Genomic DNA, 12,617 nt, shown 5'->3' with positions numbered 1-12,617 from the left:
GTGGGGGCCAGCGCAGCCTGCGGCAGCGGCTACAGGGGGTCAGGCAGTCAACCGATCATCGCGAAAATCACGCAGCGCCTGCTCGATCTCTTCGCGGCTGTTCATCACAAACGGCCCGTATTGCACGATCGGTTCGTTCAGCGGCTTGCCGGCCAGCACCAACACCCGAGCGCCATCGGCACTGTCGATCTGTACCTGGCCGCTGTCGGACAGACGCACCAACCGGCTGGCCGAGACGCTGTCGGCAAGCCCGGGCAACTGCACCGCGCCTTCGTACACATACAGCATCACGCGATGCCCCTCAGGCAGGCGCGGGCTGATGCTGGCGCCAGCGGGCAGGTGCAGGTCGAACAGGTGCGGCTCGGTGTGCGGCCGCTCCACCGCACCCACCTGTTGCACCTCGCCGTCGTCGAAGGTGCCGGCAATGGCCACCACGTCGATGCCCGCAGGTGTGGTCAGGCGCGGGATGTCCTCTGGCTGGATGTCCCGGTAGCCGGGGGTGCCGAGTTTGTCCTTGCCCGGCAGGTTCAGCCACAACTGGAAGCCGCGCATCACGCCTTCTTCCTGCTCGGGCATTTCGCTGTGGATGATGCCGCGTGCCGCCGTCATCCATTGCACGCCACCGCCTTGCAGCAGGCCGACGTTGCCCAGGTGATCTTCGTGGCGCATGCGCCCTTCGAGCATGTAGGTGATGGTTTCAAAGCCCCGGTGCGGGTGCGGCGGGAAGCCGGCGATGTATTCGTCGGGGTTGTCCGAACCGAACTCGTCCAGCATCAGGAAAGGGTCGAAGCGCTCGATACCGGGGCCGCCGATGACGCGGGTCAGGCTCACGCCTGCGCCGTCGCTGGTGGCTTGGCCAGCCTGGATACCGATGACTTTGCGAAATTGAGACATTGCACAACTCCTGTAGAAGGGGTGGGAATGGCTCTATTGTTGCGCGGAATAATTCGAACGAATAGCGCTGAATTCGGCTAGTAGCTATCAATAAAATTGATTGCTGCTCTGTGGGAGCGGGTTCTACCCGCGAAAAGAACACCGCGTTTTGTCAGAAACTGCGCGGTGTTCTTTTCGCGGGCAGAGCCCGCTCCCACAGGTTTTAGGCGGTTACTCGGCGATCTGCAGCTTGCGCGATTCGGTGTAGATGTAGCGCACCTTCTCGTACTCGAACGGCGAGTCCAGCGAGCCGTAACGGAAGCTGGTGGTGTAGCGCTTGTCCACCGCACGCAAGGCCCAGATTTCCGGGTGGCGGGTGCTTTCGTGGGACACGTTGAGGAAGTTGATCTGCGACTCGGCACCGTAGTCGAACAGCAGGCCCGTGGTGTCACGCAGGTTCGACGGCCCGAACACCGGCAGCACCAGGTACGGCCCGGCCGGCACGCCGTAGAAGCCCAGGGTCTGGCCGAAGTCTTCGCTCTGGTGCGGCAAGCCCATCAGGGTAGCCGGGTCCCACAGGCCGGCGATGCCGACCGTGGTATTGAGCAGCAGGCGCCCGGTGATCTCCAGCGAGCGCTTGCCCTTGAGCTGCAGCGCACTGTTGACCAGGTTGGGCACATCGCCCAGGTTGCTGAAGAAGTTGCTCACGCCAGTGCGCAAAAAGCCCGGCGTCACGTAGCGGTAGCCATTGACCACCGGCAGGAACACCCACTCATCGAAACGGTAGTTGAAGTGGTAGACCCGGCGGTTCCAGTTCTCGATCGGGTCGTACACGTTCAGCGCCGTCAGGGTGCTGCGCTCGAACTCGCGCTGGTCAAGGCCGGGGTTGAACTTGAGCTGCTTGAGCGGCTGGGTGAAGCCATCCAGGTCCGCGTGAGGGGCGTCGTCGGCATAGGCCGTGCCGGCACACAGCAGTGCGGCGGCCAGGAGTAATGTCTTAGCCACGGAAAAACTCCAGCATGGCGTCGGCGTTGACGCGGTAATTGAGGTTGCCGCAATGGCCACCGTGAGGGTAAACGGTCAGGCGGTCGCCAAAGGTCTTGCGCAAAAAGCCCAGGTCGCCAGGGCCGAGGATGATGTCGTCGGCGTTATGCATCACGGCGATTTTCGGGCTGTCGTGCAGGTAGTCCTTGAGGGCGTACAGGCTCACTTCGTCCACCAGTTGCAGCAGGCTGCCACCGTCGGTGCGGGCACGCCACATCGGGATCACCTGGTCAGTCAGGTAGCAATCGAAGTCACACTGCAGCGCGCGCTTGAAGAACGGCGTCAGGCTGGTGCCCTCGGTGATCGGGAACTTGGGCGGGGTAATCAGCCCGCGGCGATTGATCAGGTCCGAGGTAAAGGCGATGTCGGCCGCCGAGAAGCGGAACGAGGTGCCGATCAGCATGGCCATCTGTTCGTTGGACAGGTGCTGCTTGGACTGCTGGATGTCGTACAGCAGGGCATCGTTGAGGTCGATGTAGCCCTTCTGCTGGAAGTAGCGGGTGAGCTTCTGCAGCACCACTTCGTAGAAGGTGGTGGTGTTGTTGATGCCCTTGGCCTGGGCCTGTACCAGCTTGTCTAGGTTGCTGATGGAGGTGTACAGGTTCACCGGCGGGTTGAGCAGCAGCACTTTCTTGAAGTTGAAACTGCGGCGGGTCTCATCCAGATGGCTGACGAAGGCGGCGTCCAGCGCCCCCAGGCTGTAGCCGGTCAGGTAGTAGTCGGTGACCGGCAGCTTGGGGTTCTGCGCGCGCACGGCCTGCATTACCCGGTACAGGTCTTCGGCGTCTTCCTTGGTCACGCCAGGGGTGGCGAAGCGCGAGGCCGCGCTCATGAAGTCGTAGCTGGTAGGCGACGACAACTGCACCACGTGGTAACCGGCCTGGTAGTACAGCTTTTTCAGGTACTCGGTGAGGCTGCTGGTGTAGGGCGCGCCGGTGCCGGCGATGATGAAAATCAGCGGCGCGGCATGGTCCTGATAGGCCAGGCGGTAGCGCAGCTTTTTCACCGCCCAGAAGTTGTCGGGCAGGGTGAAGTCGCGGTCAGGCCGCAGGTTGAGGGTGCGGTCCTCCTGCTTGATGTCTTCATCGGCCGGCAGTTTGGGGCGCAGGTCTGGCGGGGTCGAGGCGATGGTGGCTTCGAACGGGTTGGTCAACGGGAAGCCGTAAGTGGCAACGTCGACGTCCTTGGCCAACGCTGACGCACTCAAAATGAGGCCGCCTACCAAGGCAGCGAAGCGCAATATTCGAAGCATGACGTGTCCCTAAAAGGCGAAAGCTGAGTGAAGTACGCAGGCTCTGACCACCGCATTGGTGGCAAGTTGCCCAGTATGACTGCTTTTGACACGCAAAATATTGTACGTGCGTGATACACCAACGGACACAATAGCTACATCAACGGTTTTCGCCTTGCATAACCACCGCGTGTGGTTATTCTTGGCGCCGTTTTTCCTTTCCGGAGTGTGTCATGTCCCGCCGTGCGTCGCTGATTGTGCTGTTCGTCCTGGTTGCCCTGAGTCTGGCGGCCAGCTATGGCGTGCGCTACGAGTTGATGGAAGATGCCCGCTGGGTAGGGTTGTGCAGCGACCAGGCGGGCCTGTGGCAATGTCAGTTGCGTTCGGCGCTGGGCTACCTGATTCATTTCCGCATGATTTCCATCGCGGCCCTGGTGGCGGCAGTACTCGGTTTTTTTGTGCCGCGTTGCCTGGGGTGGTGGATTGCCGCGCTGGCCCTGGTGCTCGGCATTCCGGGGCTGGTGTTGTACAGCGCCAGCCTGGCGGTGTTTGCGGTGGTGATTGCCGGGTTGCGGTTGGTCAGGGCTTGAGTCAGGCGGCGTCTGCATCGCGGCCAAGGCCAGCTCCTACGCCGATCTGTGTAGGAGCCGGCCTTGGCCGCGATGAGGCCCGTGCTATCAACGTGAAATTCTGAGGCTGCGCACCATCGCCCACACCATCAACCCGCTGACAATCGCCCAGGCCCACGCCTGCTGGTTCTGCACGCCCTCGATCGCCAGTTGCACCGGTATCCCCACGCCCACGATCGCCGTCAGCAACAGCACCTCAGGCCTGCGCACCGCCACCGGTCGCAACAGGTACACCAGCGCCGGCAATACCAGCGCGGCACTGGGGAAGCTGCGATAACGCGCATCGAACACCAACCCCAGCATCATCACCGCTGCTGCAAAACCGGCCGCCGCCAGCCACCAGCCGCCGCGACGGTCCAGCCAGGCGAACAGGCGCTCGCGCCAGCCTTCACGCTTGGCCAGCGCCAGTACGCCGTAGGCCAGCACGATGAAATTCAGGCCCGCCAGCAGCACCGCCCAGACCCACTCCTCGGCAAACCGCGCATTGATGCGCATCAGTTCGCCCCACGCGCCCAGGCTGCCCGCGCCAGCGGCCGCCAGCAGCGGCAACAACCAAGCACTGCGACGGCCGGCCACGCGGCCGGCGAACGCCAGGGCCGCCAGCCACAGCACCACACCAGCACCCAGCCACTGTGGCCAGAACGGCACGTTGGTCACCGGGCCCTGCAACACGCCCTTATCCTGGCGGTCGGCGTCGAACAGGCCCCAGTAGCCGCCCACGGCGCCTTCGCTGGCGCGCTTCCACGGCTGGTCGAAGGCCTCGATCAGGTTGTAGCGCCAGCCGCGCTGCTCGGCCATGGCCACCACGCCGCGAATGAAGCGCGCTTCGTTGACGCGGCTGGGCAGGGCGGTTTCGCGCTGGCGGCCTTCGCTGGGCCAGCCGGTCTCGCCGATCAGGATGTCCTTGGGGGCGAAGCGCTTGGCGAAGTCGTCATGCACCTCGGCCACGTGGGCCAAGGCCTTGTCGATGCCGCTGGGGTTGTCTTCCCAGTAGGGCAGCAGGTGAATGGTCAGGAAGTCCACCTCCGGCGCCACTTCCGGGTATTGCAGCCAGAAGTCCCAGACATCGGCGTAGGTCACCGGTTGCTTGACCTGGCTTTTCACCTGGCGAATTAGCGTAGCCAGTTGCTTGCCGGTGACTTCCTTGCGCAGAAGGGTCTCGTTACCGACGATCACCGCCGACACCACATCCGGGTTGGCGTTGGCCGCCGCGATCAGCGCCTTGATCTCTTTCTGCGTGTCCACCGGGTTGCTGTTGACCCAGGCGCCGATCATCACCTTCAAACCGTGCTTGCGCGCCAGGGCCGGGATGCCTTCAAGGCCGGTCATGGAATAGGTGCGGATGCATTCAAAGCGCGTGGCCAGCAGGGCAAGGTCCGCGTCCATGCGCTCGGGGCGCAGTTTGAACGGCTGGTCGAACGGCGACTGGTCCTTGTCGAACGGGGTGTACGAGGCGCATTGCAGCTTGTGCGTGGCGCTGGCGGCATCGGGCAGCACCACGGGCTTGCCCAGCCCATACCAGAAACCGGCGAGGGCGAGCAGACCGAGCACACAGGCGAACAAATAGGGCAGCAGGATGGAGCGGGACGTGGCGGGCATTGGCTATTTTCGTCAGGCAACAAAGCCGCGCATGTTACCTGTATTTGGGCCTGGCTTACCCGTTCACCATGCAAAGTTCGAGCAGACGACCGTTGGTCGGTGGCGTTAATGGCAAGGTGATGTCGTTTCTCGCTGCCTCAAGGTCGCAGCCAGAGCAGGATGTTCCCCGCGTGAGGTTGATGATCAGTGGGCACTACAAGGCGATTTGCCAGCGCCGTGCACACGATCGATGCTCGACACCCGTCGAGCGCAGCCTTTTGGGGAAGTCTGGATGAAGATGAAGAAAATCCTGGGAGCGGCCGCCGCTCTGGCACTTGCTGCAAGTTCCACCCTGGCCAGCGCCGATAGCAAACCTACGTTGAGCATCGGCTACGTCGATGGCTGGTCCGACAGCGTCGCCACCACTTACGTGGCCGCCGAGGTGATCAAGCAGAAGCTGGGCTATGACGTGAAACTGATGCCCGTGGCCACCGGCATCATGTGGCAGGGCGTGGCCACCGGCAAGCTGGACGCCATGCTGTCGGCCTGGCTGCCCGTGACCCACGGCGAATACTGGGCCAAGAACAAGGACAAGGTGGTCGACTACGGCCCCAACTTCAAGGACGCCAAAATCGGCCTGATCGTGCCGGAGTATGTGGCCGCCAAGTCGGTGGCAGACCTGAAAACCGACAAGACCTTCAAGGACAAGATCGTCGGCATCGACGCCGGCTCCGGCGTGATGCTCAAGACCGACCAGGCCATCAAGGACTACGACCTGACCGGCTACAAACTGCAGGCCAGCTCCGGTGCCGCCATGACCGCCGAACTGGGCCGCGCCTACGACAAGCATGAATCCATCGCCGTGACCGGCTGGGTGCCGCACTGGATGTTCGCCAAGTGGAAACTGCGCTTCCTGGACGACCCTAAAGGCGTGTACGGCGCCGCCGAGACCGTCAACAGCATCGGCAGCAAGGAACTGAGCGCCAAGGCACCGGAAGTGGCGACTTTCCTGAAACAGTTCCACTGGAACTCGAAGGACGAAATCGGCGAAGTGATGCTGGCCGTGCAGGAAGGGACCAAGCCTGAGGCCGCTGCCAAGGATTGGGTTGCCAAGCACCCGGATCGCGTGGCGGAGTGGACCGCTAAATAATCAATCAACCGTTCTATCCAGCAACTTCCAGAACCGCCGAGGTTAACAGCCTCGGCGGTTTTTTATTGTAACCCGGTATATACGCGAAATACGTGTAGCCGCTGCCGCCAGGCTGCGCTTGCCCTATGCCCCACTGAAAATCCGCAGTGTGCTCAAGGGCCAGCGCAGCCTGGCGGCAGCGGCTACACGTTTTATTTCTGTCATAAGTTAGCTATGCAACTATTCAAACTGGCGAAACAGTAATGTCGATCTAATACTAAGGTCGTCTGGAGGCTGTTGCGCAGCAGCCTAAAGTGGAAGCGTCCCACCCATCTGTGCTGCGAGGATAAAAACAATGAACGACAGCATTTACCTCTCGATTCAAAACAGCCCGCGTTTCAAGGAGCTGGTGCAAAAAAGGGAACGATTCGCCTGGATACTCTCGGCGATCATGCTCGGGCTTTATTCGGCGTTCATCTTATTGATCGCCTACGGTCCACACATACTGGGGGCCAAGTTGTCGCCTGAATCGTCCATCACCTGGGGCATACCCATTGGTGTCGGGCTGATTTTAAGTGCGTTCGTGTTGACCGGTATCTACGTGCGTCGCGCCAACGGCGAATTCGATGACCTGAACAGAGAGATCCTCAAGGAGGCACAACAATGATCAAGCGATTATTGGCCAGCCTTGGCCTCGCGGCGTTCGCCCCCGCCCTGTTCGCGGCCGATGCCATTACCGGCGCGGTGCAGAAACAACCCCTCAACGTCTCCGCCATCATCATGTTCGTGGCGTTCGTGGGCGCCACCCTGTGCATCACGTACTGGGCTTCCAAACGCAACAAGTCGGCGGCCGACTACTACGCGGCGGGCGGGCGCATCACCGGGTTCCAGAACGGCCTGGCCATTGCCGGTGACTACATGTCGGCGGCGTCCTTCCTGGGGATTTCGGCGCTGGTGTTCACCTCCGGCTACGACGGCCTGATTTACTCCATCGGCTTCCTGGTGGGCTGGCCGATCATTCTGTTCCTGATCGCCGAGCGCCTGCGCAACCTGGGCAAATACACCTTTGCCGACGTGGCCTCCTACCGGCTCAAGCAGACCGAGATCCGCACCCTGTCGGCCTGTGGTTCGCTGGTGGTGGTGGCGTTCTACCTGATCGCGCAGATGGTTGGCGCCGGCAAGCTGATCCAGTTGCTGTTCGGCCTGGACTATCACGTGGCCGTGGTGCTGGTGGGTATCCTGATGTGCCTGTACGTGCTGTTTGGCGGCATGCTGGCCACCACTTGGGTGCAGATCATCAAGGCAGTGTTGCTGCTGTCGGGCGCCTCGTTCATGGCGCTGATGGTGATGAAACACGTCAACTTCGACTTCAACGCCCTGTTCTCCGAAGCCATCAAGGTGCACCCCAAAGGCGAGGCCATCATGAGCCCCGGCGGCCTGGTGAAAGACCCGATCTCGGCGTTCTCCCTGGGCTTGGCGTTGATGTTCGGTACCGCAGGCCTGCCGCATATCCTGATGCGCTTCTTCACCGTGTCCGACGCCAAGGAAGCCCGTAAAAGCGTGCTGTATGCCACCGGCTTCATCGGTTACTTCTACATCCTCACCTTCATCATCGGCTTTGGTGCCATCCTGCTGGTCAGCACCAACCCGGCGTTCAAGGACGCAGCGGGCGCGCTGTTGGGCGGCAACAACATGGCGGCGGTGCACCTGGCCGATGCCGTGGGCGGCAGTATCTTCCTGGGCTTCATTTCGGCGGTGGCCTTCGCCACTATCCTGGCCGTGGTTGCCGGGCTGACCCTGGCCGGCGCTTCGGCGGTATCCCACGACCTGTACGCCAGCGTGATCAAGAAGGGCAAGGCCAACGAGAAAGAAGAGATTCGCGTCTCGAAAATCACCACCATCGCCCTGGGTATCCTGGCCATCGGCCTGGGCATCCTGTTCGAGAAGCAAAACATTGCCTTCATGGTGGGCCTGGCATTCTCGATTGCTGCCAGCTGCAACTTCCCGGTGCTGCTGCTTTCCATGTACTGGAAAAAGCTCACTACCCGCGGCGCCATGATCGGCGGCTGGTTGGGGTTGATCAGTGCCGTGGGCCTGATGATTCTTGGCCCGACCATCTGGGTGCAGATCCTGGGGCACGAGAAACCGATCTATCCGTATGAATACCCGGCACTGTTTTCCATGATCATTGCCTTCGTGGGGATCTGGTTCTTCTCCATCACCGATAAATCCAAGGCAGCGGAAAATGAACGGGCGCTGTTCCTGCCACAGTTCGTACGCTCGCAGACTGGCCTGGGCGCCAGTGGTGCCGTGGCTCACTAAGTTGTAATGCGCCAATAACAAAGGCAGCCCTGGGGCTGCCTTTGTTGTTATACGCCTTGGTTATATTCTGCCAAGCAATACCAATATCAGCAGCACTACCAGCACCACGCCGATAATACCGGACGGGCCGTAACCCCAGCTTCTGGAGTGCGGGAACACGGGAAGACCACCGATCAACAGCAGGATGAGGATGACGATAAGTATGGTGCCCATGGCGTTTTCCTTTATTCGACTTTTGGGGTGCAGGCTTTTAGCGTCAGTGAAAAACGTGACGGCTTAATAAGTCCGACTCTGGGCGTCTGAAAAAAGTCCGAAATATTTTTCGACATTTCTGTCATCCCCCAACTCGATGGTGGACACGCACTTATGTAGCAGCGGCCGCCAGGTCGCGTCACAGGCGCCGCGTTGCGCCCGGACGCCGCCTGGCGGCAGCTGCTACGGGGCCGGTGCAGTGGCAGCATTGCGGGCATGCCGATAGCCACTCACCGCTTCATACACCGCCTTGCGCAGCCGGTTAATGCCGCCAATCGGCCGATGCGCCTCTACACCATGCCACGGGTTGAACGACAGGTTGTCGCACATCAGGTTCTGCGCCGGGGTGTCGAAGTCCTGGGGCGGTACGCGGATCATGGCCACGGTCTCGAACGGCGCGTCGCTTTCCTTCCATTCCACGCTGGTGTCCTCGATGGGCATGTACTTGCGTGGGTCCTGGCGCTGGATCTGCAACATGAAGCACGCCGGCTGCTGGTCGGCGGTGAGCTGCTGGTGCAGGGCGGTGCGCAGGAAGTTGGGCAGGTCCTGGTTCTGCTTGGCCACGGTGTAAGGCGGGCAGCTGTTGGGGTCGGGCACCACCCGGAACTTGGCGTTGGCGCTGCCGAACTTGTACGGCGACACCGAGTAGTAGGTGGCCAGGGTCGGGCTCAGCGGCGCCTTGGCCAGGGTGGCCTTGGCGATCAGCAGGTGGCGCAGCTGCCAGCTGCGTGGGTCCAGGCTTGGGAAGAAGGCCATCGCCTGCTTGCCATCGGCCTGGGCGTTGATGTTCTGACGGTACTCGGCCACGTCGCTGACGAAGAAGTTGGCGTGGTTGAACATCACGAAGTCCTGTTCGTGACGATCAGCCTGGTCGGCCATCAACTGCTTGCCGGGCACGTCCAGCAGTTTTATGGCCATGCCGCGGGCGTCCTGCAACTGGTCGAACTGCGGGTAGGCGTTGCCGTTGGACAGGCGAATCCAGGCCTGCCACACCTTGCCGGGCTCGGCGAACACGCCCTGGCGCAGGTCGGCGGTCAGGTTCTGCGGCACGCTGACCTGCGCCGTCACGCAACCGTGGGCCTTGGCGTGGGCGTCGCGCAGGTAGCGGGTAGGCTCGCGGTGCTGGTCGACGATGCGGATGGCGGTCTGGATGATGTCCTGGGTCATGGCCGCCTCGCCGGGCGGGATCTGCTCCTCGGCCGGCACGGGGCCGGAAAATTTCCAGGCGTAGTACGCATAGCCAATGCCCAGCCCCAGGCCACCCAGCACCAGCACGATCAACACCAGCTTGAACAGCCCACGGCCCAGGCGCAGCCACAGGCGGCCGAAGAAGCCCGGCAGGCGTGCGGAATCACTGAACATCATGGCAATTTCTCCTCGAGCGGGCCGCCCAGCACTTTCAGGTACTCGATCAGGGCGCGGCGTTCGTCCGGTTGCAGGTAGCGGCCGATCACGCCACGGCCACGGGGGCCATCGCGGAATTCGTGGCCACTGTTGTGGTTGCCGGTGATGGCGGTGTCGTACAGGAAGCCGGCGTCGAACCGCTCGGTGCGATAGCCCAGGTTGACCGCGTCGTACTCCAGGGTGCCGCGGTAGAAGGTGCGCTGGCGCTCGTCCTGGGGGGACAGCAACTGGTACACGCTGGGCACCGAGCCGTTGTGCAGGAAGGGCGGGGTGGCCCACACGCCGTCCAGTGGCCGGGCCTTGTAGGCCAGCACTTCCAGCACGCCGATCGGCAGGCCGAAGCCGTTGTAGCGGGCCTGATCGGCTTCGCTGATACCTGCGGCCTTGTAGGCATGCCGCTCCACGAACGCGGTGACGTAGGCCAGGCCCTGGGCCACTGACACCTTGGTCAGGTCCAGTGGGCCGGGGTCGGGCTGGATGGTCACGTCAAGGCCCTTCAGGTCCTCGGCCGTCCACTTCAGGCTGCTGACATCGTAGCGGTGGGTGGCGATATTGTTGGCGGCGGTAGGGTCGGTGCCGATGGTTTCCGTGGCTACCAGCACCATCTTGCGCACCGGGCGCCCGCTGCTCTTGTCAGTGGGCGGCACATGGCAACCCGCGCAGTTGGCGGTGAACAAGGCGCGCCCGGCGGCGGCCTTCTGCAGGTCGACCTTGCCGAGGATATCTTCAGGCCAGGCTGGCGGCTTGAGGTGCTGCAGGGTCTCTTCGATGCTGTAGAGATCCTTGATGCGCACGCTGGACGCATAGCGATCGTCGCCCGCCACCGGTTGGCCATGCTCGTCGAGCAGCTTCAGCGTAGCGCCCACCCCCAGCGACTCGCCAACGTTGCGTGCCATGGGCTGCTGCGCCGAGCCGGTCCACTGCACCCAGTCGAAGGTCCAGATGTCCCACAGCTGCGGGTAGTCCACCGGCGCATTGGCCACGCGGTAGTTGGCGGGCGAGATGGCGTCGCCGAAGGTGGCATTGGCGATGCGCCCGAAGGCGTCGGTACGGCCCGGCCCCTCCTGGGTCGGGTAGAGGCCGCGGTGCCAGTCGTTCCAGGCGGTGTGGGCGAAGGTGTCGAGCGAAGCCTTGAACTGTTTGCGCAGGGTGTCCTTGTCGCTGTCGTAGCGCTCGCCCAGCACGCGGTGGGCGAAGCGGCTCCACTTCCAGGGGATGTAATAGGTGGCCGCCAGGCTCGACACCAGCGCCTGGCCGAAACTGCCGCCCTTGAGCGTGGGCACGCTGGAAGGCAGCACGTGCTGGGCGGTGCCGCCATCGATACGCACCGCCTGGCCGTTCACCCGCAGCTCGCCGGTGTGGCAGGCAGCGCAGGTGATGTCCAGGTACTCGGCGTTGTCACCGTCATTGCGGTGGCGGGCGAACCCCACCGGCAGGTTGCCGGGGTTAAGCGCGCTGGGCTGCTGATTGGGCTCGGTCAAAAAACCGAAGCGCGCCAGGTATTCGGGCGCGGCGAAGCGGTCCTGGGAGAAAGGCAGCTCAAGGGCGGTGAACCAGTCGTAGTGCAGGCCCTTGACCTGGGTGCCCTGGGGCGTGAAGTAATAGAGCTGGCGGTCAGCCGTGCTCCACTGGTCCAGGTAGCGCAGGTTCTGCACGGGCTCGTAACGGGGCAGATTGGGGCAGGCGGTGTAGTACAGCACCACGGCCAACACGACGAAAAGGACAAAGAGCAGCACCAGCAGGCTGCGGTAGACAAATCGCACGGCAGACATCCATATCAGGGAAACGATGCCCTTTTATGCCTGATTAAATATACAGTGGCAAGTGGCTATTCACGTACACTTTGTAGTTTTTTTAACACGAAATTTTTCTGCTCCTGGACACCGTAGCCGCTGCCGCCAGGCTGCGCTGGCCCGTGTGCCCGCTGAAAATCTCCAGCGAGGCAAAGGCCCAGCGCAGCCTGCGGCAGCGGCTACATTTTGGTGCGTGCGCTGCAAGGCAGTGCGTCCCTGAAGGCCGCCCTGCACAACCCGCCCCGCAAATAGGGCCCTGCGCCAAGCTGGCGCGCCCTTTGCAACTGCTCAAGCATCCGCAATCAACGTCGATTGCCCCCCATCACGACAAAGGCGCCGTGTTGCCCCCGCTCTCAAGAGCG

11 protein-coding genes are annotated in these 12,617 nt (G+C 62.5%); 4 read left to right on the top strand and 7 right to left on the bottom strand.

The annotated features are described in order from the left end of the window. Window positions 1–39: 39 nt before the first annotated feature. The 3 genes from ACZ9GA_RS21260 to ACZ9GA_RS21250 all read right to left on the bottom strand — a co-directional run bounded on the left by ACZ9GA_RS21260 (window position 40) and on the right by ACZ9GA_RS21250 (window position 3,169). On the bottom strand, window positions 40–894 hold the full coding sequence (locus ACZ9GA_RS21260) for a pirin family protein (RefSeq protein WP_457360883.1): 855 nt from the start codon (window positions 892–894) through the stop codon (window positions 40–42). Between the two features lie 210 nt (window positions 895–1,104). Then, entirely contained in the window at window positions 1,105–1,878 is a 774-nt protein-coding gene (locus ACZ9GA_RS21255; RefSeq protein ID WP_457360884.1) for an MlaA family lipoprotein, read from the bottom strand. Beyond that, complete coding sequence (locus ACZ9GA_RS21250; protein WP_457360885.1) at window positions 1,871–3,169, bottom strand: serine/threonine protein kinase; 1,299 nt, start codon at window positions 3,167–3,169, stop codon at window positions 1,871–1,873. The genes ACZ9GA_RS21255 and ACZ9GA_RS21250 overlap by 8 nt, the downstream gene beginning before the upstream one ends. A gap of 212 nt (window positions 3,170–3,381) precedes the next feature. Between ACZ9GA_RS21250 and ACZ9GA_RS21245 the strand changes: the two genes are divergently transcribed. After that, the gene (locus ACZ9GA_RS21245) at window positions 3,382–3,738 is read left to right on the top strand and encodes a hypothetical protein (RefSeq protein ID WP_457360886.1); all 357 of its coding nucleotides are present in this window, start codon (window positions 3,382–3,384) and stop codon (window positions 3,736–3,738) included. Window positions 3,739–3,825: 87 nt separating this feature from the next. On the opposite strand, the gene ACZ9GA_RS21240 is transcribed toward ACZ9GA_RS21245, so the two are convergent. After that, window positions 3,826–5,376, bottom strand: a complete 1,551-nt coding sequence (locus ACZ9GA_RS21240) for a glycoside hydrolase family 17 protein (protein ID WP_457360887.1) — start codon at window positions 5,374–5,376, stop codon at window positions 3,826–3,828. A gap of 271 nt (window positions 5,377–5,647) precedes the next feature. On the opposite strand from ACZ9GA_RS21240, the gene ACZ9GA_RS21235 reads away from it, so the two are divergent. From ACZ9GA_RS21235 to ACZ9GA_RS21225, 3 genes are all read left to right on the top strand, one after another. After that, entirely contained in the window at window positions 5,648–6,505 is an 858-nt protein-coding gene (locus ACZ9GA_RS21235; RefSeq protein ID WP_457360888.1) for a glycine betaine ABC transporter substrate-binding protein, read from the top strand. Window positions 6,506–6,839: 334 nt separating this feature from the next. Further along, window positions 6,840–7,151, top strand: a complete 312-nt coding sequence (locus tag ACZ9GA_RS21230) for a DUF485 domain-containing protein (RefSeq protein ID WP_457360889.1) — start codon at window positions 6,840–6,842, stop codon at window positions 7,149–7,151. After that, window positions 7,148–8,806 carry a cation acetate symporter gene (locus ACZ9GA_RS21225; protein ID WP_457360890.1) on the top strand — a complete coding sequence of 553 codons (1,659 nt, stop codon included), beginning with the start codon at window positions 7,148–7,150 and terminating at the stop codon, window positions 8,804–8,806. Before ACZ9GA_RS21230 ends, ACZ9GA_RS21225 begins: the two co-directional genes overlap by 4 nt. Window positions 8,807–8,866: 60 nt before the next feature. Here ACZ9GA_RS21225 and ACZ9GA_RS21220 read toward each other — a convergent pair whose 3' ends face one another. The 3 genes from ACZ9GA_RS21220 to ACZ9GA_RS21210 all read right to left on the bottom strand — a co-directional run bounded on the left by ACZ9GA_RS21220 (window position 8,867) and on the right by ACZ9GA_RS21210 (window position 12,225). Beyond that, window positions 8,867–9,019, bottom strand: a complete 153-nt coding sequence (locus tag ACZ9GA_RS21220; RefSeq protein WP_008366615.1) for a DUF3309 family protein — start codon at window positions 9,017–9,019, stop codon at window positions 8,867–8,869. Between the two features lie 222 nt (window positions 9,020–9,241). Beyond that, entirely contained in the window at window positions 9,242–10,423 is a 1,182-nt protein-coding gene (locus ACZ9GA_RS21215) for a catalase family protein (protein WP_457360891.1), read from the bottom strand. Continuing rightward, window positions 10,420–12,225, bottom strand: a complete 1,806-nt coding sequence (locus ACZ9GA_RS21210) for a di-heme-cytochrome C peroxidase (RefSeq protein WP_457360892.1) — start codon at window positions 12,223–12,225, stop codon at window positions 10,420–10,422. The genes ACZ9GA_RS21215 and ACZ9GA_RS21210 overlap by 4 nt, the downstream gene beginning before the upstream one ends. Window positions 12,226–12,617: the final 392 nt, after the last annotated feature.

It is taken from the genome of Pseudomonas sp. TE3644 (assembly GCF_056278815.1).
Note: the sequence above shows the minus strand (reverse complement) of the source record. Positions and strands in the feature narration are given on the sequence as shown.

What these genes read in the sequence shown, in the direction of transcription:
- ACZ9GA_RS21260 (WP_457360883.1), bottom strand. Translation starts at nt 894, where the DNA reads ATGTCTCAATTTCGCAAAGTCATCGGTATCCAGGCTGGCCAAGCCACC.
- ACZ9GA_RS21250 (WP_457360885.1), bottom strand. Translation starts at nt 3,169, where the DNA reads ATGCTTCGAATATTGCGCTTCGCTGCCTTGGTAGGCGGCCTCATTTTG.
- ACZ9GA_RS21245 (WP_457360886.1), top strand. Translation starts at nt 3,382, where the DNA reads ATGTCCCGCCGTGCGTCGCTGATTGTGCTGTTCGTCCTGGTTGCCCTG.
- ACZ9GA_RS21240 (WP_457360887.1), bottom strand. Translation starts at nt 5,376, where the DNA reads ATGCCCGCCACGTCCCGCTCCATCCTGCTGCCCTATTTGTTCGCCTGT.
- ACZ9GA_RS21235 (WP_457360888.1), top strand. Translation starts at nt 5,648, where the DNA reads ATGAAGATGAAGAAAATCCTGGGAGCGGCCGCCGCTCTGGCACTTGCT.
- ACZ9GA_RS21230 (WP_457360889.1), top strand. Translation starts at nt 6,840, where the DNA reads ATGAACGACAGCATTTACCTCTCGATTCAAAACAGCCCGCGTTTCAAG.
- ACZ9GA_RS21225 (WP_457360890.1), top strand. Translation starts at nt 7,148, where the DNA reads ATGATCAAGCGATTATTGGCCAGCCTTGGCCTCGCGGCGTTCGCCCCC.
- ACZ9GA_RS21220 (WP_008366615.1), bottom strand. Translation starts at nt 9,019, where the DNA reads ATGGGCACCATACTTATCGTCATCCTCATCCTGCTGTTGATCGGTGGT.
- ACZ9GA_RS21215 (WP_457360891.1), bottom strand. Translation starts at nt 10,423, where the DNA reads ATGATGTTCAGTGATTCCGCACGCCTGCCGGGCTTCTTCGGCCGCCTG.